Origin of the sequence: Aliiroseovarius sp. (assembly GCF_965228805.1) — a bacterium.
Classification (GTDB): Bacteria; Pseudomonadota; Alphaproteobacteria; order Rhodobacterales; family Rhodobacteraceae; genus JASBTN01.
Genome location: NZ_CBDDIE010000003.1, coordinates 563,571 through 588,687, shown reverse-complemented (window position 1 = coordinate 588,687; position 25,117 = coordinate 563,571). Strand labels below are relative to the sequence as shown.

Annotated in this window: 24 protein-coding genes; 10 read left to right on the top strand and 14 right to left on the bottom strand. The window is 64.5% G+C overall.

Translation table 11 applies throughout. The features are described from left to right. Position 1 precedes the first annotated feature (1 nt). Entirely contained in the window at positions 2 to 3,355 is a 3,354-nt protein-coding gene (locus ACO07D_RS04045) for an efflux RND transporter permease subunit (protein WP_421701674.1), read from the top strand. Between the two features lie 63 nt (positions 3,356 to 3,418). On the opposite strand, the gene ACO07D_RS04040 is transcribed toward ACO07D_RS04045, so the two are convergent. The 3 genes from ACO07D_RS04040 to ACO07D_RS04030 form a co-directional block, all read right to left on the bottom strand. Continuing rightward, positions 3,419 to 5,188 carry a bifunctional molybdopterin-guanine dinucleotide biosynthesis adaptor protein MobB/molybdopterin molybdotransferase MoeA gene (locus ACO07D_RS04040; RefSeq protein ID WP_421701673.1) on the bottom strand — a complete coding sequence of 590 codons (1,770 nt, stop codon included), beginning with the start codon at positions 5,186 to 5,188 and terminating at the stop codon, positions 3,419 to 3,421. Continuing rightward, on the bottom strand, positions 5,185 to 5,817 hold the full coding sequence (gene mobA / locus ACO07D_RS04035) for a molybdenum cofactor guanylyltransferase MobA (RefSeq protein ID WP_421701672.1): 633 nt from the start codon (positions 5,815 to 5,817) through the stop codon (positions 5,185 to 5,187). The genes ACO07D_RS04040 and mobA overlap by 4 nt, the downstream gene beginning before the upstream one ends. An 82-nt stretch (positions 5,818 to 5,899) precedes the next feature. After that, positions 5,900 to 6,811, bottom strand: a complete 912-nt coding sequence (locus ACO07D_RS04030) for a formate dehydrogenase accessory sulfurtransferase FdhD (protein ID WP_421701671.1) — start codon at positions 6,809 to 6,811, stop codon at positions 5,900 to 5,902. Positions 6,812 to 6,859: 48 nt separating this feature from the next. On the opposite strand from ACO07D_RS04030, the gene ACO07D_RS04025 reads away from it, so the two are divergent. After that, on the top strand, positions 6,860 to 7,567 hold the full coding sequence (locus ACO07D_RS04025; RefSeq protein ID WP_421701670.1) for an AzlC family ABC transporter permease: 708 nt from the start codon (positions 6,860 to 6,862) through the stop codon (positions 7,565 to 7,567). Continuing rightward, positions 7,564 to 7,893: an AzlD domain-containing protein gene (locus ACO07D_RS04020; protein WP_421701669.1), complete on the top strand. Its 330-nt coding sequence runs from the start codon at positions 7,564 to 7,566 to the stop codon at positions 7,891 to 7,893. Before ACO07D_RS04025 ends, ACO07D_RS04020 begins: the two co-directional genes overlap by 4 nt. Positions 7,894 to 7,938: 45 nt before the next feature. Here ACO07D_RS04020 and ACO07D_RS04015 read toward each other — a convergent pair whose 3' ends face one another. The 5 genes from ACO07D_RS04015 to ACO07D_RS03995 all read right to left on the bottom strand — a co-directional run bounded on the left by ACO07D_RS04015 (position 7,939) and on the right by ACO07D_RS03995 (position 12,091). Further along, the gene (locus ACO07D_RS04015; protein WP_421701668.1) at positions 7,939 to 8,595 is read right to left on the bottom strand and encodes a hypothetical protein; all 657 of its coding nucleotides are present in this window, start codon (positions 8,593 to 8,595) and stop codon (positions 7,939 to 7,941) included. 40 nt (positions 8,596 to 8,635) lie between these two features. Beyond that, positions 8,636 to 8,770 (bottom strand): aa3-type cytochrome c oxidase subunit IV, encoded by a 135-nt coding sequence (locus ACO07D_RS04010; RefSeq protein WP_421701666.1) that lies wholly within the window; start codon positions 8,768 to 8,770, stop codon positions 8,636 to 8,638. Between the two features lie 117 nt (positions 8,771 to 8,887). After that, positions 8,888 to 9,286 (bottom strand): DUF6173 family protein, encoded by a 399-nt coding sequence (locus ACO07D_RS04005; protein ID WP_421704982.1) that lies wholly within the window; start codon positions 9,284 to 9,286, stop codon positions 8,888 to 8,890. Between the two features lie 43 nt (positions 9,287 to 9,329). Beyond that, positions 9,330 to 10,376, bottom strand: a complete 1,047-nt coding sequence (locus tag ACO07D_RS04000) for an MBL fold metallo-hydrolase (protein WP_421701665.1) — start codon at positions 10,374 to 10,376, stop codon at positions 9,330 to 9,332. Further along, on the bottom strand, positions 10,373 to 12,091 hold the full coding sequence (locus tag ACO07D_RS03995) for an acyl-CoA dehydrogenase (RefSeq protein ID WP_421701664.1): 1,719 nt from the start codon (positions 12,089 to 12,091) through the stop codon (positions 10,373 to 10,375). The genes ACO07D_RS04000 and ACO07D_RS03995 overlap by 4 nt, the downstream gene beginning before the upstream one ends. Positions 12,092 to 12,178: 87 nt before the next feature. Between ACO07D_RS03995 and ACO07D_RS03990 the strand changes: the two genes are divergently transcribed. After that, positions 12,179 to 13,129 (top strand): L-threonylcarbamoyladenylate synthase, encoded by a 951-nt coding sequence (locus ACO07D_RS03990; RefSeq protein ID WP_421701663.1) that lies wholly within the window; start codon positions 12,179 to 12,181, stop codon positions 13,127 to 13,129. A 39-nt stretch (positions 13,130 to 13,168) separates the two neighbouring features. On the opposite strand, the gene ACO07D_RS03985 is transcribed toward ACO07D_RS03990, so the two are convergent. Next, positions 13,169 to 14,011: a protein-disulfide reductase DsbD domain-containing protein gene (locus ACO07D_RS03985; RefSeq protein WP_421701662.1), complete on the bottom strand. Its 843-nt coding sequence runs from the start codon at positions 14,009 to 14,011 to the stop codon at positions 13,169 to 13,171. A 123-nt stretch (positions 14,012 to 14,134) separates the two neighbouring features. On the opposite strand from ACO07D_RS03985, the gene ACO07D_RS03980 reads away from it, so the two are divergent. Further along, entirely contained in the window at positions 14,135 to 14,713 is a 579-nt protein-coding gene (locus ACO07D_RS03980; protein WP_421701661.1) for a YqgE/AlgH family protein, read from the top strand. Positions 14,714 to 14,801: 88 nt separating this feature from the next. Here the strand turns inward: ACO07D_RS03980 and ctlX are convergent, their stop codons facing one another. Both ctlX and ACO07D_RS03970 read right to left on the bottom strand, forming a co-directional pair. Then, positions 14,802 to 15,728 (bottom strand): citrulline utilization hydrolase CtlX, encoded by a 927-nt coding sequence (gene ctlX / locus ACO07D_RS03975; RefSeq protein WP_421701660.1) that lies wholly within the window; start codon positions 15,726 to 15,728, stop codon positions 14,802 to 14,804. Next, positions 15,725 to 16,780 (bottom strand): ornithine cyclodeaminase, encoded by a 1,056-nt coding sequence (locus ACO07D_RS03970; RefSeq protein ID WP_421701659.1) that lies wholly within the window; start codon positions 16,778 to 16,780, stop codon positions 15,725 to 15,727. The genes ctlX and ACO07D_RS03970 overlap by 4 nt, the downstream gene beginning before the upstream one ends. 116 nt (positions 16,781 to 16,896) lie before the next feature. On the opposite strand from ACO07D_RS03970, the gene ACO07D_RS03965 reads away from it, so the two are divergent. Further along, positions 16,897 to 17,334, top strand: coding sequence for an Lrp/AsnC family transcriptional regulator (locus ACO07D_RS03965; protein WP_421701658.1), 438 nt, complete (start codon positions 16,897 to 16,899; stop codon positions 17,332 to 17,334). Positions 17,335 to 17,336: 2 nt separating this feature from the next. Here ACO07D_RS03965 and ACO07D_RS03960 read toward each other — a convergent pair whose 3' ends face one another. The 3 genes from ACO07D_RS03960 to greA all read right to left on the bottom strand — a co-directional run bounded on the left by ACO07D_RS03960 (position 17,337) and on the right by greA (position 19,828). Further along, positions 17,337 to 18,071, bottom strand: coding sequence for a Stf0 family sulfotransferase (locus ACO07D_RS03960; RefSeq protein WP_421701657.1), 735 nt, complete (start codon positions 18,069 to 18,071; stop codon positions 17,337 to 17,339). A 191-nt stretch (positions 18,072 to 18,262) separates the two neighbouring features. Next, positions 18,263 to 19,303, bottom strand: a complete 1,041-nt coding sequence (locus ACO07D_RS03955; RefSeq protein WP_421701656.1) for a hypothetical protein — start codon at positions 19,301 to 19,303, stop codon at positions 18,263 to 18,265. A gap of 54 nt (positions 19,304 to 19,357) precedes the next feature. After that, a complete protein-coding gene (gene greA, locus ACO07D_RS03950) occupies positions 19,358 to 19,828 on the bottom strand; it encodes a transcription elongation factor GreA (RefSeq protein WP_421701655.1) in 471 nt (156 codons plus the stop codon). 217 nt (positions 19,829 to 20,045) lie between these two features. Here greA and ACO07D_RS03945 point away from each other — a divergent pair, with 217 nt between their 5' ends. The 4 genes from ACO07D_RS03945 (at position 20,046) to ACO07D_RS03930 (ending at position 25,112) form a co-directional block, all read left to right on the top strand. Further along, positions 20,046 to 21,008, top strand: coding sequence for a phosphatase PAP2 family protein (locus tag ACO07D_RS03945; protein ID WP_421701654.1), 963 nt, complete (start codon positions 20,046 to 20,048; stop codon positions 21,006 to 21,008). A gap of 180 nt (positions 21,009 to 21,188) precedes the next feature. Next, positions 21,189 to 22,841, top strand: coding sequence for a 4Fe-4S dicluster domain-containing protein (locus ACO07D_RS03940; protein ID WP_421701653.1), 1,653 nt, complete (start codon positions 21,189 to 21,191; stop codon positions 22,839 to 22,841). A gap of 4 nt (positions 22,842 to 22,845) precedes the next feature. Continuing rightward, positions 22,846 to 23,268 carry a DUF1493 family protein gene (locus tag ACO07D_RS03935; protein ID WP_421701652.1) on the top strand — a complete coding sequence of 141 codons (423 nt, stop codon included), beginning with the start codon at positions 22,846 to 22,848 and terminating at the stop codon, positions 23,266 to 23,268. A 125-nt stretch (positions 23,269 to 23,393) separates the two neighbouring features. Then, positions 23,394 to 25,112, top strand: coding sequence for a tetratricopeptide repeat protein (locus ACO07D_RS03930; protein WP_421701651.1), 1,719 nt, complete (start codon positions 23,394 to 23,396; stop codon positions 25,110 to 25,112). The last annotated feature ends 5 nt before the right edge of the window (positions 25,113 to 25,117 follow it).

Here is a 25,117-nt window from a genome sequence, read left to right as displayed (position 1 = left end):
CATGTTCTCCGCCACCGGGATCCTCAGCTATTTCACCCGTCATGCCACCGTGGCCAACCTGCTCTTGATCGTGATGATCGCGGCGGGGCTGGTCACTTACCCGAACATGCGCGCGCAGTTCTTCCCGGATTCGGTAGTTGAAAGCGTGACCGTGAACGTGATCTGGGACGGCGCCGGGGCCGAGGATGTGGACGCGGCCATCGTTCAGGTGATGGAACCGTCCCTGCTGGCGGTCGAAGGGGTGGAAAGCAGCTCGTCGCGTTCGCGTGAAGGCTCGGCCAATATCTACCTGGAGTTTGAAGAAGGCTGGGACATGGCCCGTGCCGCCGACGATGTTCAGGCGGCGGTCGATACGATCTCGGACCTGCCCGAGGATGCCGAGGACGCCACCGTGCGTCGCGGCGCCTGGCGCGATACGGTCACCGATGTGGCCATTACCGGCCCGGTCGGTGTCGACCAGCTGGGCCGTTTCGCCGACGAGTTTACCGTGCGCCTGTTCAACGAGGGCGTGACGCGCACCTCCATCGCCGGGGTCGTGGCGCCCGAGACCATTGTCGAGGTCCCCTCGCTGTCCCTGGTGCGCCATGACGTGACCATGGCCCAGATCGCCGCCGCCATCGCTGAAGAGGCGGACGCGGACCCGGCGGGAAATGTCGCGTCGGGTGCGGCCCGCGTGCGCACCGGCGTGGCCAAACGCTCGCCCGATGAAATCGCCGCCATTGTCCTGCGCTCGAACGCGGATGGCTCGAACCTGACCGTTGGTGATGTGGCGCAGGTGCGGGTCGAGGGTATCGACCGCGCGCGCGCCTATTTCGTCGGTGATGACCCAGCGATGATCATCAACGTGGCGCGCTCGGCCCAGGGTGATGCGGTCGAGATGCAGGAGGTGGTCGAAGAGGTCGCCGCCGAGATGCAGCTGTCCCTCCCCCAAGGCGTTGCGATCCAGATGTTCCGCACCCGGTCCGAGGTCATTACCTCTCGCCTCGAGATGCTCACCCGCAACGGCTTGCAGGGGTTGGGGTTGGTGGTGCTTCTGCTGTTCCTGTTCCTCAACGCCCGCATCGCCTTCTGGGTGGCGGCGGGCATTCCGGTGGCGATGCTGACCGCGATTGCGTTGATGTACATGGCCGGGCTGACCATCAACATGATCAGCCTGTTCGCGTTGATCATTACCCTTGGCATCGTGGTGGATGATGCCATCGTGGTGGGCGAACATGCCGATTTTCGATCTCGCCACCTGGGCGAAGGGCCCGTCGAGGCCGCCGAGAATGCCGCGAAACGCATGTTCCCGCCGGTCTTTTCCTCGACCCTGACCACGGTGATCGCCTTCTTCGGGTTGATGGCCATCGGCGGGCGGTTCGGCAATACCATTGGCGCCATTCCCTTTACGGTGATCGTGGTGCTGATTGCCTCGCTTGTGGAATGCTTCCTGATCCTGCCCAACCACATGGCTCATGCGCTGACCCATACGGCCAAGCAGCATTGGTACGACTGGCCTTCGCGGCAGGTGAACAAGGGGTTCCGCCTGGTGCGTGAACACTTGTTCCGCCGGTTGATGCGGCTGGTGGTCTGGGCGCGATACCCGGTGCTGGCCGCGGCTGTTCTGGTGCTGGTGTCCTCCGCCGCTTATTACATCCGCGGCGACATTCCCTTCCGCTTCTTCAATGCGCCTGAGCAGGGCGTTGTGTCCGCCAATTTCGCAATGGTCGAAGGCGCCACGCGCGAGGATACGATCGCGCAAATGAAGCTGGTGCAGCAGGCGGTCGAAACCATCGGTGGCGAGTTCGAGGCCGAATATGGCGTGCACCCGGCGGATTTCGTGATCTCCGGCGTGGGCGGCGGGCAGGGGCGTGGCCTGTCGGGCGTCGACACGAAGGACACGGACCTTCTGGGCTCGATCTCCATCGAGATGGTGGATGCCGACCTGCGCCCCTACACCAGCTTCGACTTCGTCGGTCGCTTGCAGGACGCAGTGCCGCGCCATCCTATGCTGGAGATTCTGGCCTTTCGTGGCGCCCGTTTCGGGCCGGGAGGGGATGCCCTGGATGTCGAGCTTTACGGGGCTGAGGCCGAAGTTCTGAAAGCCGCCGCCGAGGGGTTGAAGGAAGCCCTGACCCAATTCCCCGAAGTGAGCGCGGTCGAAGATACGCTTGCCTATGACAAGGAAGAGCTGGTGCTGGAGCTGACGCCGCAGGGCCAAGCGCTGGGCTTTACCATCGACGCGCTGGGCCGGGTCATCCGCAACCGACTGGGCGGGATCGAGGCAGCGACCTACCCGGAAGGCACGCGATCCGCCGCCATTCGCGTCGAGCTGCCCGAGGGCGAGCTGTCTGCGGATTTCCTGGAGGCCGCGCAGATGCGCACCACGGCGGGCGAATACGTGGCGCTGGGTGACATTGTCACGGTGATTTCGCGCACAGGCTTTTCCACCGTGCAGCGCGAGAATGGCATTCGCCTTGTTGGTGTGAACGGCGATATCGACGAGGGCGATGCGGCCCGGGCCGAAGAGATCACCTTGGCCTTGTCGAACGACATCCTGCCCGAGATCGCCGGTCGCTTCGGCGTGGAATACCGTCTGGGCGGGTTGGCCGAACAAGAAAGTGAGTTCCTGAACGAGGCGCGCACAGGCCTGATCATGAGCCTGTTGGGCATCTACCTGGTGCTGGCTTGGATATTCTCCAGCTGGACGCGGCCCTTGGTGGTCATGTCGATCATTCCCTTCGGCCTCATTGGCGCGATCTGGGGACATCTGCATTGGGATGTGCCCTTGAGCCTATTCTCGGTGATCGGCCTGATCGGCATGACCGGGATCATCATCAACGACTCCATCGTGTTGGTGGGCACGATTGACGAATATGCCAAGGAACGCGGCCTGTTCCCCGCCATCATCGACGGCACCGTGGACCGGCTGCGCCCGGTGCTTCTGACCACGCTGACCACGGTGCTGGGGCTGATGCCGCTGCTCTACGAAGGCTCGCGCCAGGCGGAGTTCCTGAAACCGACCGTCATTACCCTGACCTACGGTCTGGCCTTCGGCATGATTCTGGTCCTGCTGGTCGTGCCTGCGCTGATCGCGGTGCAGAGCGACCTTGGCCGCATGACCCGCGCCCTGCGCCGCGCACCGCGCGCGCGCCGCGCGCGTGGGCTGCAAGCAGGGCTGGCGCTGGTGGCGTTGGGACTGGCCGGTGTCTTTTCTGCCACCTTGGGCCCCGCGGTGGTCAGCGGTGCAGACATGGCTGCAGCCTTCGGAATGTTCGCGCTTGGCGCGCTGGCGGTCGTGACCGGCGGCGGCGTGATCCTGGGGCTGACCCTGTGGCTCACCACCCGCCCCCGCCGCGGCTCCCACCCTGGATAGGGCAGGTCTTGAGGGACGTGTCGTGGCATCCCACCCCGCCGCGTCGGGGGCGGGTGTCTTAGGCTACAACCCGAAACTCCCATAAGGATAGAAGGTGACCAGGTCGCCCTCGGCAATCTCGCGACCCTCATCGCCGAACTCCACCAACCCATCCGCCCAGGCCAAGCCGGAGATCAGGCCGGAGCCTTCGGAGCGAAACGCCTCGACCCTGCCATCTGCCCCCATGCGCGCACGGATGAACTCTCGGCGGCCGGGTTTCTTGCGTTTGTTAAAAGCGGCGGGCATCTGGTAGCCCTGCGGCTTCAGCCAGCCGCCGCCTGCCAGCACCGACAGCGACGGGCGCGCAAAGATCAGTGAGGTGACGAGGGCCGCCACCGGATTGCCGGGCAGGCCGAAGACCGGCACGCCTTTCCATAGCGCGAGTGCCAAGGGGCGGCCCGGTTTGATCGCGATGCGCCAGGTGGTCAGCTGCCCTTCGCCGGACAAGAGCGCTGAGACATGGTCTTCTTCGCCCGCGGACGCTCCGCCGGAGGTCAGCACCACATCGACACTCTGGGCGGCCATGTCCAAGGCGTCGCGGACCGCGCCCCGATCGTCCGGCGCATGGCCCAGGTCGACCGCCTCGTGGCCCCAGCGAGCGGCCAGGGCCAGCAACATGGGCCGGTTGGCATCGAAGGTGTGGGCGGGGTTGTCTGAGCTGCCGGGCGCGACGATTTCGTCTCCGGTCGACAGGACACCGACCCGCAAGCGGCGGTGCACCTGCACCCGCGCCACGCCCACGGCTGAGAGCAATGCAATCTCGGGCGCGCCGATGCGCGCGCCCTTCGCCAAGGCCACTGTGCCCGCCTCCACATCCTCGCCCGCGCGGCGGGTGTTGGCGCCTTTCCTGGCCCCGGCGGCGAAACCCACGTGGCCGTCCGACAGGGTCACGTCCTCCTGCAACACCACCGTGTCCACGCCCGGCGGCACCAGCGCGCCGGTCAGGATGCGCACCGCGTGGCCCGGGGGCACGGTGCCGGGGAAGGGCGATCCGGCGGCCGAGCGGCCTTCCACCAGCGGCAGCACAGGGTCGCCTGCGGGCAGGCCGTCATGGGCAAAGCCATATCCGTCCACCGCCGAGTTCGCGCCGGGCGGGTTCGACCGTTGAGCCCGTGCATCGGCGGCCAGCACCCTGCCGGAGGCATCGCCTACGGCGACCTCTTCCACGCCGACCACCGGGGAAAGCCCGTCGCGCAGCATGGCGAGCGCCTCATCAACCGGGGTCCAGTCGACGCCCGGGGGCAGGGCGAAACAGTCGTTCTTGAGCTTTGGTGGCGTGACCTCGGGGGCGCTGCGGGCGGTCAGCCCGGTTTCTTGCAGGATGAATTCGGCAATGGCTGCGGTGTCGTCCAGGTCGATGATCGGCTGGGTCAGGCCGGTCACGGGCTCGTCGCTGGCCACGGCCTTCACCGTGTCATTGATCCGCGCAATCAGGTCGGTGCCCGTGGCGGCGCGGTGGGCTTCGATCTTGGGATGCGCCTCGCGTTTGAACCCTTCGACCAGGGCAATATCGCAGGGCCCCAATCGTGTCAGCAACTCGGGCAGTGAGGGCTTGGCCTCGCCGCGCAACTCATGCATCTGCGCGACCCGCGCGTCGCTGGCCAGCACCACCTCGCGCGCGCCGGCCTGGCGGTGGCGCCAGCTGTCGGTGCCCTTGTGATCCACATCCGCCGAATGGTGGCTGTTCTTGATCGTCGAGACGGTAAAGCCCCGCGCGGTCAGGTGTTCGACAAGCCGCACCACCAGCCCCGTCTTGCCGGAGTTCTTCCAGCCGATGACGCCGAACACCTTCATGAGGCGGCTCCTTTACGCAGGGTTTCGGCCCGGGCCAGATCCTCGGGCGTGTTGACGTTGAAGAACGGGTCGAAGGGCTGATCGGACCAGACAGCTTGGGCTGCGCCATGGGCCTGGGTAAAGGCGACGACCTTGCGGGTGCCCGCAGCGAGCGCTGCGCGCAAGTCGTCGCGCAGGGCGACAGACCAGAGGCCGAAGGTTGGCTGGCGCATGGGGCCGCGTTCGGCGTCGTGGGTGGCGGCCAGCGCAATGGGCGCGCTGGCGTCTTCAGCCGCCAACATCAGGCGCGGGACGAGGTCGCAGGGAAAGAAGGGCGTGTCACCGGCGGCGGTGACGATCCAGTCCGCACCTTGGGCTGCGGCCCAGTCCAGCCCGGCCAGCACACCCGCCAACGGGCCCGCGAAGCCTTCGATACTGTCGGCAATGACCGGCAGGGCGCCATCGAACCGCGTAGGGTCCCCGTTCGCGTTCAAGGCAATGCCCGCCACCTGTGGCTCCAGCCGGTCCACGACCGAGGACAAGAGCGTGCCCCCGCCCAACGGCAAAAGCGCCTTGTCCCCGCCGCCCATACGTGTGGCAAGGCCGCCTGCGAGGATGATGCCCAAGGGTTGGCGCGTCGGTCGGGTCATGCTTCTTCCTTTCGGCGGGTATCCGGAAAATTCGAATTTTCCGGTCCGTTTTCTTCGAAGAAAACGGCTGTCGTCACGCGACTCATCCCTCGCCCCCCTTGCGGCGGTGTTTCTTCTCCTCGCGCGGGGCGTGGGCCGGGTCCATGTCGCGGATCAGGCGGTCTTCGCCAGACAGGCAGGTAAAGCGTTGGCCCTTCATGCGGCCGATCAGGGTCAAGCCGACCTCCTGCGCGATCTCGACGCCCCAGGCGGTGAAACCGGAACGCGACGCCAGCGTCGGGATGCCCATCTGTGCGGTCTTGATCACCATCTCGGAGGTCAGCCGCCCGGTGGTGTAGAGGATCTTGTCCGCCGGATCGACGCCTTCGGCCAACATCCAGCCCGCCACCTTGTCGACCGCGTTGTGGCGGCCCACGTCCTCCATGTAGACCAGCGGGCACGCGCCTTGGCACAGCACGGTGCCGTGGATCGCGCCTGCCTCCAGGTACAGGGACGGGGTGCGGTTGATCTTGTGGGCAAGCGCATAGAGCCAGCTGGAGCGCACCGGGGTGGCGGGCAGGGTCAGGCCTTCGAGCCCCTCCATCATGTCGCCGAACACCGTGCCGACCGCGCAGCCGGAGGTGCGGGTCTTTTTCTCGAGCTTTTCCTCGTAGGTGGTCTGCGAGGCCGTGCGCACGACGACCGTGTCGATATCCTCGTCATATTCCACGCCCACCACGTCATCGGCACCCGACAACATGCCCTGGTTCTTCAGGAAGCCAAGCGCCAGGTAATCCGGGTAATCGCCGATCGTCATCGCCGTCACGATTTCACGCGAATTCAGGAAGATGGTCAGCGGGCGTTCCTCGACCACCGCGATTTCGACCGGTTGGCCGTGTTCATCATGGCCCGCCACACGCCGGGTCAGGCGGGCGGCGGTGGGATCGGGGGCGATCAGGTAGTCGCGAGCCGGATCGGAGCCTTGATTGGTGGCGCTATCAATGGTCAATTGCATCTCCGCGGATTTGCCCCTAGGGGTTGAGAGGCAATCTAGGGGGCTGGCATGGCAAGGTCCAACGGGAAATCCATCTACCTGCAGGGGGTGCGCGATGGCGCGCCCTTCATTCTGGTGGTGGTGCCCTTTGCGCTGCTCTTTGGCGTGGTGGCTACCGAGGCCGGGCTGAACCTGGCCGAGGTCATGGGCTTTTCCGTGCTGGTGATCGCGGGCGCGGCGCAGTTCACCGCACTGCAGCTGATGGTCGAGGAGGCGCCCACCGTGATCGTCATCGCCACGGCCTTGGCGGTGAACCTGCGCATGGCGATGTATTCGGCCTCGCTGACGCCCTATCTGGGCCGGGCGAAGGTCTGGCAGCGCGCCTGTGTCGCCTATCTTCTGGTCGATCAGTCCTATGCGCTGAGCCACCTGAAATACGAGAACGAACCCGCGCTGACCTTGTCCGAGCGGTTGCGCTATTTCTTTGGCGTCATCACGCCGGTGGCGCCGGGGTGGTATGCCGCCAGTTTCGTGGGAGCCGTGGCAGGTGGGGCGATCCCGCCGGAATTCGCGCTGGATTTCGCGGTGCCGATCACCTTCCTGGCGATGATCGCGCCCGCCCTGCGTACGCTCGCTCATGTGGCGGCGGCGGTGGTGTCGGTCCTGGGCACGCTGGCGCTGTTCTGGCTGCCCTACGGCACCGGGTTGCTGGTGTCCGCTGTCCTGGCCATGATGGTCGGCGCGCAGGTCGAACTGTGGATGGGGAGGCGCACATGACCTGGTCGCCCGCCTATGTCTGGTTCATCATTGCTGCCCTGGGTCTGGGCACCGTGCTTTTACGCTTCAGCTTCCTTGGTTTGATCGGAGACCGCCCCCTGCCCGAATGGGTGTTGCGTCACCTGCGCTATACTGCAGTGGCGGTTCTGCCGGGGATTGTCGCGCCTCTGGTCCTTTGGCCCGAGGCCACCGGTGGCGCGCCCGAGCCTGCGCGCCTGAGCGCCGCGGCGGTGACCTTGGCCGTTGGGTACATGACCAAGAACGTTCTGGCCGCCATCCTGGGCGGGGCGGTCACGCTTTACGGGATGCTCTGGCTGCTGGGATAAAAAAACGGGCCGTATGGCCCGTTTTGATCCGCGTTTCAGTGGCGGTTACTGCTCCGCCGCATCCGCCTGCCAAATCTCGGCCTCGACCCCATCCAGCCGCGCAATGCCGCGTGCCAGGATATAGCCGTTCTCATCCGGGTCGTCGTCATATGTCACGGTTTCGACCACACCGGGCAGTTGGCCGAAGGCCTTCATCGGACGTTTCGGGAAGGCGCTCTGCGGGATGGATTCAAAGCCGGGCAGCTGCCGCAGGATCGCAGTGACCGAGGTCGAACACATCGCCTTGGCGACAGGCCCGTTTTCCTGCACCAGGCGCAGGGCCATCTCGGCGACCTCGGGGCTGACCACGATGTCCTGGCGCACCACGTTATAGGTCACGCGGGCGTGGTAATCGACATAGAAGTCCACCGCCGCATCGGTGATGCCGAAATGCACGTCATGGCGTTCGGGCAGATAGGGGTGGTTCCAGGTGCCCGCCGGATCGAACAGAACACGCTGCGAGCCGGAAACCATCAGCCCGGAATGCGCCCCGGCCCCGGAGCGATTCGAGATTACCGTGAACAGCGTGAGCGTCGGCGGACCATCGTCCTGATAGCGCACAGCCTCGACCTGTTCGTCGGGTGCCCAGACATTGTCCGCCCCGCAGGCGCCCAGGCCCCCGATTGCGGCCACAAGGGCCAGAAAAGTCAGAATGCGTCGCATGGTATCGGCCTCGCCCGATCAGAAAGGAACTGATGCCCTTTTACGCGCCGACGATGGCAAGGAAAACCAGGAACACCAGAATCGCGATTACCGAACGCGTGGTGAACTTGACGAAGCCCTCATAGGTCTTTTCCTGCACCTTGGTGTCCATTGTGCCGATCTTGTGCTCTGCCATGTTGCGTGTCCCGTAGTTTGGTCGTTCAAATTGGTCCCGACCTGATTAGACGATTTGCCTGCCCCTGTCATCCCAAGATGCGCGCTATTGTCGCAGGGTGTGGAGGATGGGCAAGGGTCAGCTGTCGTTCTTTTCCAGGTCCTTGGCCAGGCGGAAGCCGATGCGGTTGGGTTCCGGTGCCTCGGGCTGTTTCGGCAGGGCGCGCAGCAGGACGGACAGCTGGCTGACATGCTGGATCAGCTGCGTTTTCGCGCCACCCATATCGGTGCCGTAGAAGGTCACGATATCGGGGTCGAAGAAGCCGATGCCTTCGATGCGCAGCACGCCCGCGTCGCCGCCGGTAAAGCCCATCGCGATTTCGTGCTCGTTGTCCAGCTGTTCTTCGAAGTTCTGGATATAGAGAATCAGCCGTTCATAGGCCCATTCGGCGGGGCTTTTTGCCTCGACCGGCGTGTCGGCCACCGCCTCGGGCAACGGTTTCTGCTCCGCTGTGGGCGGGGCCCATTCGTCGCACATTGCCGCGTCCGATTTCGGTCCGTTCTTCGGCAGCGGTTTGCCTTCAGTCGTCATTCGTCTCCACCTTTTGCCAGAGCCACGCGCCGTCCTCACGGCGCACCCGCGTCACGCGGCCGGTCTGGTAGAGGTGGTTCAGATGCCCCACGGCTTCAACCAGGGCCAACCCGTATTCGCCCTCGCCGATGGTGCGCTTGAACAGTGGCGGAAAGCAATCCCCGGCGGTGTGTGGCTGGGTCAAAAACGCTTCGAGCCGCTTCAAAGCTCCGTGATGGTTGTCGATCAGCTGGCGCATCCGCGTGGGCAGGCCGGTAAAGGGCAGCTTGTGGCCGGGCAGGACCAGATGGGTGTCGCAGGCATAGTGGCTGAGCCGATCACAGGCTTCCAGCCAGTCGCCGACCGGGTCGGCCTCGGGTTCGGTGGCATAGACGCCCAGGTTGGGGCTGATTGTGGCCAACAGCTGGTCGCCGCCGATCACCAACTGCCCGTCGCGTGACCAGAGCGTCGCGTGTTCCGGCGCATGCCCGTTGCCGATGCGCACGTCCCAGTCGCGGCCGCCGAAGGTAATGACCGAGCCTTCCTTGATGCGTTTGAACCCCAGGGGCATGTCGGCGACGATATCGGCGTAGTTGAAGGGACGCTCCTTGAGCCGCTTTTCATAAACCGACTTGTCCATGCCCGCCGCGCGCCAATAGGCCAGCGTCTCGTCGACCGGTTCCATCTGTTCGTCCAGCAGCAACATGCGCGCAAACAGCCAGGCGGTGCGGGTGGTGATCAGCTCGGCGCCGTGGTCCTTCTGGAACCAACCGGCCAGGCCCACGTGATCGGGGTGGTGGTGGGTGACGATGACCCGGGCAACGGGTTTCCCACCCAGGGGACCGTCCAGAAGTTTCTGCCAGATCGTGCGGCTTCGACGTGAATCGAACCCCGTGTCCACGATGGTCCAGCCGTCGTCATCGGCGAAGGCAAAGACATTCACATGATCCAGCGCCATGGGCAGCGGCAGGCGCATCCAGAGCACGCCCTCGGCCACTTCCACCGCTTCCCCTTCGCCCGGGATGTCCGGGAAGGGAAAGGTCAGCGGAGCGCTCAAGACGCCAGGTCCTCGACCGACAACGCATAGAGCCCGGCAGCCCCCGCCTGGGCCTGGGCCATGAGGCCAACATGTTCCGGCAGCAGGCGCTTGATGTGGAAGCGTGCCAGTTCCGTTCGGGGACCCTTGCCCCCTTCGGCAATCGCCGCCTTCAGGTGCAGATGCGCGCCCAGCACGCGGGCCCAGCCCATCAGGAAGGGCACGGCACCGGCGAACCGGTCCTGCATGTCCTCCTGCGCGACCATCCATTCGGTGGTCTCGCGCAGGGTTTCGGCGGCGGACCAGACGGCCTCGGTCATGTTGGGGAACTGCGCGCGGGCCTGTTCGGCCTGGGTCTCGATCTCCTCCAGCAGGCGGAAGGCGGCCTCGCCCCCGTCCATCAGCTTGCGGCCGACAAGGTCCATCGCCTGGATGCCGTTGGTGCCCTCGTAGATGGCGGTCACGCGCACGTCGCGCAGGTATTGGGCCGCACCGGTTTCCTCGATGAAACCCATGCCGCCGTGCACCTGGATGCCCATCTGGCTGACATTGATTCCGGTTTCGGTGCCATAGGCCTTGCAGATCGGCGTCAGGAAGGCGGCGCGGGATTTCCAGTCGGCATCACCCGTCGCGCGGCCCATGTCCAGCGCGACGGCGACAGACAGGGCAATGGAACGCGCGGCGAAAAGCTCGGCCTTCATCGTGGTCAGCATGCGGCGCACATCGGCAAAGTCGATGATCATGCCGGTGCCGTCCGTGATCGGGGTCCGGCCCTGCTTGCGCTCCTGCGCGTATTCCAGCGCCTTCTGATAGGCACCTTCCCCGGCGCCCAGACCCTGCACACCCACACCCAGGCGGGCGTTGTTCATCATGGTGAACATGGCGGCCATGCCCTTGTGCGGCTCACCGATCATCCAGCCGCGCGCGCCTTCGAAGCTCATCACCGCAGTGGGCGAGCCATGAAGGCCCATCTTGTGCTCCAGGCTGACCACACGCAGGGAGTTCGCCTCGCCCGGGTTGCCGTCGGCGTCGGGAATGTATTTCGGCACCAGGAAAAGCGAGATCCCCTTCGTGCCCGGCACCCCGTCAGGCAAGCGCGCCAGCACCAGGTGGCAGACGTTTTCGGTTATGTCGTTGTCACCCCAGGAGATGAAGATCTTCTGACCCGTCACCGCATAGGTGCCGTCGCCATTGTCCTCGGCCTTCGAAGACAGTGCGCCGACGTCCGAGCCCGCCTGCGGTTCGGTCAGGTTCATCGTACCGGCCCATTCGCCGGTGATCAGCTTGGGCAGGTAGAGTGCCTTCAGCTCGTCCGAAGCGTGATGCTCCAGCGCCTCGATCTGGCCCTGGGTCATCAGCGGGCAGAGTTGCAGCGACAGGGCGGCCGCCGACATCATGTCATTCACCGCCGTCTGCAGGGTCAGGGGCAGGCCCATGCCGCCGAACTCGGGGTCTGCCGCCATGCCGATCCAGCCCCCTTCCGCGATGGCCTGGTAGGCGCCCGCGAACCCGGGCGAGGTGCGCACGACACCGTTTTCCAACACCGCAGGCGTCAGGTCGCCGTCGCGGTTCACCGGGGCCATGACCTCTTCGCACATCTTGCCCGCCTCGGTCAGGATCGCCGACACCATGTCCGGGGTCGCTTCGGCAAAAAGCTCAGTGCCAGCGACCTGGTCGAACCCGACCACATTGTCGAAGATGAAGCGGAAATCATCGGTATTGGCGCGATAGGGCATGGGCGGGTCCTTCTTGGCAATCGTGGCGGGGGCCGTTAGGTGTCCCTTACCCAAGGTCTGCAACGCGACAAAGGAAAACGCGGCGTCATGGCGAGCGAGAATGTTGAAACCGAGCTGTTGAGGGCGGATGCGGACGGCATCGCCCGCGCCGGTGCGCTGCTGGCCGGTGGCGCGTTGGTCAGCTTCCCGACCGAGACGGTTTATGGCCTGGGTGCGAACGCAACGGATGACACGGCAGTCGCCCGCATTTTCGACGCCAAGGGACGCCCGCATTTCAACCCGCTGATCGTGCATGTGCCGAGCGTGGAAGCAGCGCGTGGGATTGCCGAGTTCGATGATGTGGCAGACCGTCTGGCCTCGGCCTTCTGGCCGGGCCCGCTGACTTTGGTGCTGCCCCTAAAAGTGGGATCGGTTTCGCCGCTGGTGTCGGCTGGGCTGGAGACGGTGGCGGTGCGTGTGCCGACTCATCCGCTGGCGGTTGCCGTGCTGGAAGCCGCCGGCGTGCCGGTGGCCGCGCCCTCAGCCAACCCGTCGGGCCGGATCAGCCCGACCGAAGCGGCCCATGTGATGGACGGTCTTGCGGGCCGGATCGAGGCGGTGATTGATGGCGGCGCCTGTGACGTGGGCCTGGAAAGTACCATTGTCGGGCTATCTCCAGCGCCCACGCTGCTGCGCCCTGGCGGATTGCCCACTGAGGCGCTGGAGGCCTGCCTGGGTGGGCCATTGCCGGTCCATGCCAGCGAGGACGTGGTCGCCCCCGGCCAGCTTGCATCGCACTACGCCCCCGACGCGCCGATGCGCCTGAACGTGGTCGAACCGCGCTCGGACGAACGCCTCTTGGGCTTCGGCCATGTGGAATGCGATCTGAACCTGTCGGAGGCGGGGGATCTGGTCGAGGCAGCCGCGAACCTCTTCCACCATCTGCATGCGTTGGACGCGGGCGGGGAGATGCCGATCGCCGTCTCGCCGATCCCACAGCACGGGCTGGGCCGCGCGATCAATGACCGGCTGAGACGGGCGGCGGCGCCGCGCGGCTGACGCACGTCATTTCCATGAGAGTTTGGGATTTCTGCGCCGTTACGACCCGCAGCCGAGCACATCCACGCCGCGCCCTTCAGCCAGCACCGTGAAGCGTAGGGCGGAGCGGTCGAGCACCATGGGAGTGCCCGGCGGCGGGACCAGGTCTGCGCGGGCGGTCAGGATGGCGCCGCTGCGGGTGACATCGGCTTCCGAGACCCAGATTTCCGGGTTCGGTGTTTCCATCACCACGACTTCCTCGCCGCCTTGGCGGGGCAGGGTGAGGTGGGCGGTGACCTCCAGCCCGTCCGCGCTGGGCGTGACCTCGCAGCGCACGGAGCCGAGGCCCGCTTCGGCCGCCGTGTCCGGGCGTTGCTCCATCGCGCGGGAGATCCGTGCGTCCGGGGCGCCGGGGGTGGGCAGTTCGACTTTCAGGCGGGTCTGCATCGGCATGCAGACGTCGCGACAGACGCCCAGGGTCAGGCGCGCCTTCAGGGTCACGGGCGCAGACGGATCGCGCGGGGTGATCTGGATCGGCAGCACCAGCTCATGCTGATAGCCGATGGTACGCATGCCGTTCTGTTCGAAAACCTCGGGCACCGGCCACTGATAGCTGACCGCACCCAGGTTCTTCGATCCCGACCAGTCGATGCTGGGCGGAATGCCCGCGTCCCCCGGTGCGCGCCAGTAGGTTTTCCAACCTACGCCCAGTTCGACATGCAGAGCGGCCATGTGGGTGCCATCTGCTTCGCGCCAGCCGGACAGGATCTCGACCCGCGCGGCCTCGTCCGGGTCGTAGTGATCCCCGGCCAGGGCGGTTGGGACAGCCAGGCCGAAGGCCGCGCCCAGAAGGGCCGCGGTCAGGGAAAGGGCGCGGGGTGTGATGCGGTTCGAACTGCTCATGCCCTGATACATAATGTTTCGGCCGGGGATGGGAAATCAAATCTGCTTCACGCGCGCGCGATCCGCCGCCTCCATCTGCCTGTTCCCCTTGTCTTTCCCGGGCCCGGCCCCCATGCTGATGATATGGAAAGCACGACCGAAACCCCCAATGACCTGTCCGGCCAGCTGCTGATCGCGATGCCGGGTATGGGTGATCCCCGATTCGAGAAATCGGTGGTGTTCCTCTGCGCCCATTCCGCTGAGGGGGCGATGGGGTTGATCGTGAACAAGCCGACGTCGGATCTGGCGCTGGACGATCTGCTGGACCAGCTCGATATTGACAAGGGCGAAGGCAGCAGGGGCATTGGTGTGTTCTTCGGCGGCCCGGTAGAGACCGGGCGCGGTTTCGTCTTGCACAGCCGGGACTATCACGGTTCGCCCTCGACCCTGCAGGTGGACGAGGCGTTCTCGATGACGGCCACCCGCGACATCCTGGAGGATATCGCCCGCGGCCTCGGCCCGGCGCAGAGCCTGGCCGCGTTGGGCTATGCCGGTTGGGCGCCAGGGCAGTTGGAGGGCGAGTTGCAGCAAAACGCTTGGCTGACCGTCGATGCGGATGAGGCGATCGTCTTTTCCGCCGATATCGGCGGGAAATGGTCGGCGGCGCTGGCAAAGCTGGGCATCGACCCGCTGCTTTTGTCCGCCGAGGGCGGACGCGCCTGATCCCGGCCCGGCACGGGCTCCCACCCAAACTGATGTTTCACCTGTGGTTGGCGCAGTGGCCTCCCACCCCGCCCGTGCCGGGCCGCGCTCAGACTTGTGGCCGGGGTGACAGGTGAATGCCCGCAATCGTACAGCGAACCGATCCGCCCGCCATTTCGATGGTGGGGATATCTAGCGGCACCAGGGTTGCGCTTGCTTCGATCCGGGCTTTCTGGTCGCCAGTCAGCGCGTTCAGGGCCGTGCTGGACAGGGCCAGGATGCGCCCCGCAGCCCCCTGCAATTCGATGGCATTGCCCGCAAAGGCGGCGATCTGCGCATCCGTCAAGTCGATCACGTCACGGCCCGACAGCTCCAGCCGCTGGCGCACTTCCGCCCGGCGGGCGGGGTCGGTGATCATGCCCAGCCCGATCAGCGCGAACTCGGTGCCGATGCACATCAGCACATTGGTGTGGTAGACCGGCACACCGCCCGCATCCGCCGCGGCAAAGGCCATGGGTTCATAGTTGAAATGGGTGCAGAACCGCTCCAACGCGATAGGGCTGGTGCGGTGGCTTTCGACCGCGTAAGCGACCCGATCTATGTGATCCAGCACCATCGCGCCGGTGCCCTCCAGGAACAGCCCATCCGCTTCCAGCCCGGAATAGTCGATGATGTCCTGCACCCGGTAGGCGCGTTTCAACATCTCGATCACATCCGTGCGGCGTTCGGCGCGGCGGTTTTCCGGCTTCATCGGATAGATCGCCACATGCCCGCCCGCGTGGGTCGAGAACCAGTTGTTCGGGAACACGCTGTCAGGCGTGTCGCGGGTTTGATCCTCGAACAGGTGCACACGCACGCCGTGGGCGCGCAGCACCTCGGCGGCGCGGGTGATCTCCGCATGGGCCGCGGCCGCATCTGCCGGATGGTCGGCCTGGAAAGCATTGTCCGCCGCTGTCTGGGTGTTCACGGTGAAATGGTGCGGGCGGATCATCACCGCCGCCCCGGGCGCCTGCACCGAGAGGGCGCGAAGCATCATGCGTCCGCCCCCGCGCGACTCACCATGCCGAACAGATCACGCGGATCATCGGGGTCGGCCAGCATGTCGAGCTGTTGGTAAAGCCCGGTGCCTTCCAGCTGATCACGCACGTACCGCAGGGCCGAGAAGTCCTCGATGGCAAAGCCGACCCCGTCGAACAGGGTAATCTGGCGCGCGTCCGTGCGCCCCGGTTTGGCGCCGGTCAGCACCTCCCAGATTTCGGTGACTTCGAAGTCTTCTGCCACCTGCTGGATCTCGCCCTCGATCCGGGTCTGGGGCGTGTATTCCACGAAAACGTCCGAGCGGTGCAGGATGTCCTTGTGCAGTTCCGTCTTGCCCGGGCAGTCGCCGCCGATCGCGTTGATATGCACACCCGCGCCCACCATGTTGTCGGTCAGGATCGTGGCATATTGCTTGTCGGCGGTGCAGGTGGTGATGACCTGGGCGCCTTCCATGGCCTCTTCGGGTGTGGTGCAGGAGACGACGTTCATCTTGCCCGCAAGGTTCGCCGCCGCCTTGGCGGTCGCCGCCGGGTCGATGTCATACATGCGCACGGTGTCGATGCCGCAGATCGCCTTCAGCGCCAACGCCTGGAATTCCGACTGCGCGCCATTGCCGATCATCGCCATGGAGGTCGCACCCTTGGGGGCCAGGGTTTTCGTGGCCAGCGCCGAGGTCGCCGCCGTGCGCAGCGCGGTCAGCACGGTCATTTCCGACAGCAGCACCGGATAGCCCGTGTAGACATCCGCCAAGAGCCCGAAGGCGGTCACGGTCTGCAACCCCTCCTTGGTGTTCTTCGGGTGGCCGTTCACATATTTGAACCCGTAGACCTCCCCATCCGAGGTCGGCATCAGCTCGATCACCCCTTCGCGCGAATGACTGGCCACGCGCGGGGTTTTGTCGAAAGCCTCCCAGCGGCGGAAATCCTGTTCGAGGTAGTCGCAGATGCCCGCAATCACGGTCTCGACGCCCAGGCGGTTCACCAGATGCATCATGTTCTCGACCGAGACGAAGGGAACAAAGGCGAGTTCGGAAGGTAGCGGGGCGGGCATATGGGGTCTCCTGTTCAGCGTACCCCAGTGTTGCACTGCGCAATTTGCGCAGAAATACCCAAGTTGATTGAGAAATATTGTGAGATCGTGCAATTTGCGCAGGAAGGATGGGCAATATGACAGAAGCAAAACATGTCTTTGACGATCTCGACCGCCAGCTGATCGCGCTTCTGCGGGTGGATGGGCGGGCGGCGGTGTCGACCTTGGCCGGGGCGCTGGGCGTGTCACGCACCACGGTGCAGAACCGCATGGATCGGCTGCTGAACTCAGGAGCGCTGCTGGGCTTTACCGTGCGGGTGCGGGAGGATCACGCGGATGACACGATCCGCGCGGTGATGATGATCGAGGTGATCGGCAAGTCCACCAGCCAGGTGATCCGCCACCTGCGCGGCCTGCCAGAATTGCATCAGCTGCATACGACCAATGGCAAATGGGATCTGGTGGCCGAACTGCGCACCTCGTCGCTGGAGGCTTTCGACCGGGTGCTGCGCGAGGTGCGCATGGTGGACGGGATTTCGAACAGCGAAACCAGCCTGCTGCTTAGTTCCGTATAAGATCAGGCTCCGTCTTGCAGCTTCTCGATCCAGGGTCTGCGGTTGGCTTCGACCTGGGCAATGAAGTCGGCCTGATCTGCACGAAACCTTTCGGCGAATTCCTGGTTCTTCGAGGTGCCAAGCTTGGTGTGCCGACTTGTGCCTGTGAGGTTTGGCAGGTCCTCCACGCCAAGTTTCGACCCGATCAGCCGGGCGATCCGGTTCGGGCCCAGTGCCATCATCTGCTCATAACTCAGCCGCACCGGGTTCAAGCCAAACTTGGCGAACATCCCTTCGGTTTCCTGTTCCAGGGCCGCGATATGCTTGAGCCAATGACGGATCCGCTTGGCACTATAGTCGAAGCTTGCCTCTGCGTCTTGTCGCTGTTGCGCAGATGCTATGGTGGAATGGCTGACCTGGGTTGTGACCATTTTGGCCAGGGAAACGGCCTGGGCAACGATATCGCGCCGGATCAGCCAGAAATGCGGTCCGGCCCCGAATTGGCTCACGAACCCATCCTGACGGGCGAACATCCGGTTCAGTTGGTACAACGTCAACTCGAAGCCGTTGACCCCCTCGGTGACCCGAAACCGCTTCGCGGCCTCGGTATAGTCGGCCAGGTTGTCTGTCTGGGCGGACGAGGCCAGGTTAAACAGATGGTTCGGATTGAAGAGTTCGATTGGTTTGCCCAGTCGACCGGTCTGGAACAGCACATCCGTCAACCAGGACGAGCCGGATCTCGGGGTAAAGAAGATCACGTAATTGGTTTGCGCCGGAGCGTGGGAAAAGGGTGATCGGGGTCCGCGCCCGGTGATCTCGACTCGTGAAAAGATCTTGTCTGCCTTGCGGGTTGCTTTGGGCAGGGTCGTCCGGGTTCCCGAGCGGGCTTTACGTGGAAGTAGGGTGCTTTGCAGTCGGCGGAGAAGGGGCTGCACATGCATGGGAGCCGTCAGTCGAATGTGCCCGTCACCCGGCCCAGCAGCATGAAGGCGCGGGCGGTGCGGGTTTCGGCCATGGCGGCAATGTCCTGGTCGCTTGCGCCTTTCTCGAAGGCGGAAAAGACCTGGTCGAACTTGCGCAGGAAGTGGTGGGCGGCGTCGCGGAAGATCGGATCCTTGCGCATCCGGCCTGCGGTCAGCGCCAGCGACGAGCGGTCGCGCACTCCGCCCAACGAGGCGATGGCCCGGCCACGTTCGCCGTCCGCGAACTTGCGCCAGACCTCCGGGCGGGCCATGTCCGGGCGCAGGTCGTCCATGTAGATCCCGTCCTGGCTCATCAGGGTCAGCACGTCCTGCGCGGCCTGTACCAACCCGGCCACCTGGCGGTCTTGAAGTGCGCGGCGCAGAGCGCGGAACCCTTCCGCGTCCTCGGCGTTTTCGGGGAAATGCATGGCGCGGATGAAATCGCCCATCGGCAGCGGCTGCGACAGGGCTTCGGCGGGGGTGCCCAGAGGCAGGGCAACCTGGTCACCCGCATCCTCGGTCGACACATCGCTGGCAATTGCCGAGCCGGTCGAGACCTGCGGCGCTTCGCCGGGCCGGATCGAGGTAAAGGTCGCAATCGCGCTTTCTGTCTGTTTCTGCGCGTGGGCGATCTCGTCCAGCTTGCGTTCCACCTGGCTTGGCTTCACGCCGCCAGATTGCTGCTGTTGCAGATAGGTGTGGCGCATCGCGTCGATGGCCGCCTGCAGGCGTGCGCTTTCTTCGCGCATAATCCGGGCCGAGCGGGTGGCGGCTGCGGCGACCCAGATGATCGCCACCGGCATGAAGATCGCCAATGCCGTCATCACCAGGCGCAGCGGGTCGGCCTGCAGGCCCGAGGCGTCCGACCCGTCTCCACCGCCCATCACCAGAAAGAAGACGACGCAGCCGACCAGCCAGACCGCCGACAGGGCCAGGGCGATCATCTCGCTCGTGCCCGGCACGCGGCGCTGACCCTGCTGGCCGTAGACGCCCAGCTCGATCGGCGTGTCCTGTTTTCCGTCGCTCATTCCTGGCCTCTCATGGCACCGGTCTTGTTGGTCCGACCCGCCCGGAAGGCGGGATCAGACCCAGTTGATCTCGAGGATCTCGTAGGCCTTCTCGCCGCCCGGCGTGCGCACTTCGACACTGTCGCCTTCTTCCTTGCCGATCAGGGCACGGGCCAGCGGCGACTTGATGTTCAGCTTGCCGGCCTCGATGTCAGCCTCGGGTTCGCCGACGATCTGATAGGTCTTTTCCTCGTCCGTATCCTCATCCACCAGCTTGACGGTGGCGCCGAACTTGATCGTGCCCGACAGCGAGGTGGGATCGATCACTTCGGCCAGCGACAGGATGCCTTCGAGCTCCTTCACGCGACCCTCGATGAAGCTCTGCTTTTCGCGGGCGGCATGGTATTCGGCATTCTCCGAAAGATCGCCATGTTCGCGCGCCTCGGCGATCGCCTTGATCACCGCCGGTCGTTCGACCGATTTCAGCTGCTTCAACTCGTCATTCAGCGCGTTATTTCCCGCGCGGGTCATCGGTATCTTGTCCATGAAGGCCCTGGCTCTTTTCGGCTCGTTTCGGTGTCGCCCCCGAGTATCCATCGCCCGGAGGGAAAAATGCAACAGCTAGTGTTAAATGCCGGGCGCATGGGCAAAGTCAATAGGCCCCGCCGCCATTCGCGAATAGCCTTGCGCGCGAGCAGAGGACGGGCGCGAAAAACCGCCCGCGAAAACCGAAAAGAAACAGAAACGGGATACAGGCATCCGCATGTTGGGCTACCTGAAACTCGGCCTGGCCTATTTGGCCCTGGCCATCGTGATCGTCTTTCTGACACGGGCCGCGCCGGTTGATGCGCTTCTGGCGGTCTGGACCACGGCCGTGGCCCAGGCGCCGGGCATGACCCAGGTTGCGGCGGGGCTTCTGGGGCTGTCGATGGTGCATTCGGTGCTGCGTCGCCCGGAAGGCGCGCGTCAGATCGTCATTGCGGTGATTGCCGCGCTGATTGGCACGCTCGCCTTTCACAGCGCCTTCGGCCTGATCAAGACCTCGATGCCCTATATCATTCCCTTCTGGGCCGACCCGATGTTTGCCGAGCTGGACCGGCTTATGCATTTCGGGATCGACCCCTGGCGGCTGAGCCATGACCTGGGCGCGCTTCTGCCGATGGAGGCAATCCTGCCCGCCTACCTGTCAGTCTGGGCCTTTCCGGCGCTTTGCGTGCCGGTGTTCCTGGCCGCCTTCGACAAGGACGCGCGGCGGGTGCGCCGGTTCATGGTGCTCTATGTCCTGGCCTGGGCCTTGGTCGGCAATGTGCTGGCCTTGGTTTTCAACTCCGCCGGGCCGATTTTCTATGACCGCCTGCTGGAGGCCGACCGCTTTGCCGAAATGATCGCGGTCCTAAAGGCCAGCCCGCTGGCCGACACCAATATCCCGACCATCCAGCAGAACCTCTGGATCGTCTATGTCGAGAAGGGTCAGGCCTTCGGTTCGGGGATTTCTGCTTTTCCCAGCGTGCATGTGTCCGTGGCCATGGTCACCGGGCTCTATGCGATCGAACGCTCGCGATGGACCGCGCCCTTCGGTGTGCTCTTCGTGGTGGTGATCCAGTTTCTGTCGGTCTACACCGGCTATCACTATGCAGTGGATGGCTATGTATCGATCCTGGTGATGGCGGGGCTGTGGCACTGGCTGCGCCGCCGCGATGCCCGCACGGTCGTCGTTCCGGCCTGAGCGGGGCGATTCCGTTTTCAACGCCTGAACGCTCCCACCTGAAACGCCCTGTCAGCGCAAACATGTCGCAAAAAGCGACGCTGGACGTCGCGGAACACGTCCCAGAGGTCGTGCAGTGATTGACCCTTTCGGGGGCAGCGGATAACGAAGTTGCGAGAGCCAAGGATCAAAGGAAAGATCATGAGCGAGATCGAACGTGAAAGCATGGAATACGATGTGGTCATCGTGGGCGCTGGCCCCGCGGGCCTGTCGGCAGCCATCCGTCTGAAGCAGCTGGACGAAGACCTGCAGGTCGTTGTCCTTGAGAAGGGCTCGGAGGTGGGCGCGCATATCCTGTCGGGTGCCGTGCTGGACACCTGTGGCTTGGACGAGCTGATCCCGGATTGGAAGGAAAAGGGCGCGCCGATCAAGACCGAGGTGAAGAAGGACAACTTCTACATGCTCGGCGCCGCGGGCCACGTCCGTATCCCGAACTGGCCGATGCCGCCGCTGATGAACAACCACGGCAAGTACATCGTCTCGATGGCGAATGTCTGCCGCTGGATGGCCGAACAGGCCGAGGAACTGGGCGTCGAGATATTCCCCGGCATGGCCGCATCCGAACTGGTCTATGGCGACAATGGTGAAGTCAAAGGCGTGGTCGCCGGTGTGTTCGGGCTGGAGCCCGACGGGTCGATCGGCGAAGGCACCGAGCCGGGCATGGAACTGCACGGCAAATACGTCTTCATCTCGGAAGGCGTGCGCGGCTCGCTCGCGAAAGAGATCATCGCCAAATACGACCTTCAGGCTGGCCGTGACGTGCAGAAGTTCGGCATCGGCATGAAGGAAATCTGGGAGATCGACCCGGCCAAGCACGAAGAAGGCACCGTGACCCACACGATGGGCTGGCCTCTCGGTGGCAATGCCGGGGGCGGGTCGTTCCTCTATCACCTGGAGAACAACCAGATCTTCATCGGCTTCGTGGTGCACCTGAACTACAAGAACCCGCACCTGTACCCGTACATGGAATTCCAGCGCTTCAAGCACCACCCCGAGATCGCCAAGCTGTTGGAAGGCGGTAAGCGCGTGGCCTATGGCGCGCGGGCCATTTCCGAAGGTGGTTACCAGTCGATGCCCAAGGCCAGCTTCCCGGGCGGGGCGTTGCTGGGCTGTTCCGTGGGCCTGGTGAACGTGCCGCGTATCAAGGGCAACCACAACGCCATGCTGTCGGGCATTGCGGCCGCCGAGGCCGCCGCGAAGGCAATCAAGGCCGAGCGTTCCGGTGACGACCTGGTCGAATACGAACAGGAACTGCGCACCGGCAAGGTCGCCAAGGACCTGATCAAGGTGCGCAACGTCAAACCGATGTGGTCCAAGTGGGGTCTGCTGCCTTCGCTGGTGCTGGGCGGTTTCGACATGTGGTTCCAGACCCTGACCGGCGGCTTCTCGCTGTTCGGCACGCTGAAACACGGCAAGAACGATGCGCAGTCGACCGAACCGGCGGAGAAACACAAGGAAATTGATTATCCGAAGCCGGACGGCAAGATCAGCTTCGACCGGCTGACCAACGTCTCCTTCGCGGCGACCAACCACGAGGAAAGCCAGCCCTGCCATCTGAAGCTGGCGGATGAGAGCCTGCCGATCTCGGTCAACCTGCCCAAGTTCGCGGAACCCGCGCAGCGCTACTGCCCGGCCGGGGTCTATGAAGTGGTCGAGGATGAAGACGGCGCGCGTTTCGTGGTGAACTTCCAGAACTGCGTGCACTGCAAGACCTGCGACATCAAGGATCCCAGCCAGAACATCACCTGGACGGTCCCGCAGGGCGGCGACGGGCCGAACTATCCGAACATGTAAGAGGATGGGCTTGCGCGCGGATATTCTGGCGTTTGCCCACTCACATACAGGATCAAAAAAAGAATGCGCCGGGCAGGATGACCTGCTCGGCGTTTTCGGTTTGGACGGGGATGATGCGTCCGAGTTTCTTGAGGACTATGCCGCGCGCTTTGGCGTGGATCTTGCCCCCATGCGGTGGGAATTCCATTACAATGCCGATGAACCGCCCTATGGGCGCCGAGTGCTGCCGGTCGGGGGGGACGGGAACGTCATTCCCTGGCAGCCGATCACCCTTGATGATCTTGTGACGGCCGCCGAAGCTGGCCGCTGGGTGTGGGACTATCCCGAACACCAGTTGCGATACGCGTCCCAAGCGTGGATCCCGGTCAGGTTCCTTGTGGTCTTGGTTTCAGCATACCTTGCTTGGGATTGGTTTTGGTCAGGGTGATCGCCATGCCTTCCCAATTCGTGCCGGTGCCCCACGCAAATTCCCGCGAGCTTTCGGCCTCTCGCATTGCGCCCGGCCCCGAGGGCGCATAGGTTTTCCCGGAACCCAATTAAAACGAGGCTCCCTTGCCGCTTTCCCGCATCTCCTCCCGCCCGCTCACGGCCCTTGCGCTTGTCCTGTCGACCCTGGCCCCTGCGGCCCTGCAGGCGGATGGCTCTGCCGGGGCCTACCTGGCCACGCGGTCCGCGGACATGCATGGCGATTTCAGCGCCGTGGTCGAATTCGGCACCCGCGCCCTCGCGCGTGACCCGTCGAATGTCGAGATCATGCAGGGCCTTCTGGTGGCGCAGATCGGGCTGGGCGACATCGACACCGGCGTACCCGTTGCGCGGCGTCTGATCCAGCTGGATCCGGGTAACCAGATTGCCGGTCTGGTGCTGCTTTCCGGGGCCATGCAGGCGGAAAACTGGGCGCTGGTGATCGAGACGCTTGAGGGCGGGGTCAGCGTTGGCGGATTGATGGATCAGATGATCCTCGCCTGGGCACATATGGGGGCAGGGCGCATGAGCCAGTCCCTGACGCTGCTGGATGAGCTGGCCGAAGACCCCGGTTCTCGCGCCTTTGCCTTGTATCACAAGGCGATGGCGCTCGCCCTGGTTGGTGACTTCGAGACCGCTGCCGAGATCCTGGCCAATGAAGAAGGCGCATTGCAGCGCAATCAGCGCGGCGTCATGGGCTATGCGCAAATCCTCAGCCAGTTGGATCGCCAGGACGAGGCCATTGCGCTGATCGACCGCATGTTCCCGGGCTTCATCCATGAGGATCTGGTCGCTCTACGCGCCCAGCTGGAACAGGGCGGGGCGGTGCCCTTCACCTCCCTGACCCGTCCGGGTGACGGCATTGCCCGTGTGTTCTTCACTGTGGCCGATACGCTCGCAGCCGAGGCCGATCCGCAGATCGTCCTGCTCTATTCCCGTGTGGCCGAGTATCTGGACCCGGAGCTCTACGAGGCGACGATCCTGTCAGCGCAGCTGCTGGAGGTCATGGAGCGCTATGAACTGGCGGTGACCACCTATGGCCGCATCTCGCCCGATTTCTATGCCTATCCCGAAGCCGCGCTGGGCCGCGCCGACGCCCTGCGCCGGTTGGAGCGGGTCGAAGAGGCCATCGGCGAGCTGAACGCTCTTGCCAAGGCCTATCCTGACCTGGCTCCGGTGCAAGTGGCTCTGGGCGATACGCTCAGGTTCGAGGACCGGTTCGAGGAAGCCGTCGCGGCCTATGACGCAGCAATTGCCCTTTATGGCTCGGAGCCGCCCAACCACCGCTGGGGCGTCTTCTTTGCCCGTGCGATCAGCCACGAACGGCTGAAACAATGGCCGCAGGCCGAGGCCGATTTCCGCAAGGCGCTGGAGCTCAATCCGGGCCAGGCCTCGGTGCTGAACTACCTGGGCTATTCCTTTGTCGAAAAACGCATAAATCTCGATGAGGCGCTGGACATGATCGAACAGGCGGTCGCCGCCGAACCGCGTTCTGGCTATATCGTCGACAGTCTGGGTTGGGTCTATTTCCGCCTGGGCCGTTACGAGGAAGCGGTCGAGCAGATGGAACGCGCGGTGGAGCTGATGCCGGTCGATCCGGTGGTCAACGACCACCTGGGCGACACCTATTGGGCCGTTGGGCGCAAGCGCGAGGCCGAATTCCAATGGTCCCGCGCCCTGTCCTTCATCACCGAGGACAGCGACCTGGAAGAGATCAAGCCCGATCGTATCCGCCGCAAGCTCGAGGTTGGGCTTGATGTGGTGCTGGAAGAGGAGGGGGCCGATCCCCTGCATGCGTCCGAGTAAACGCG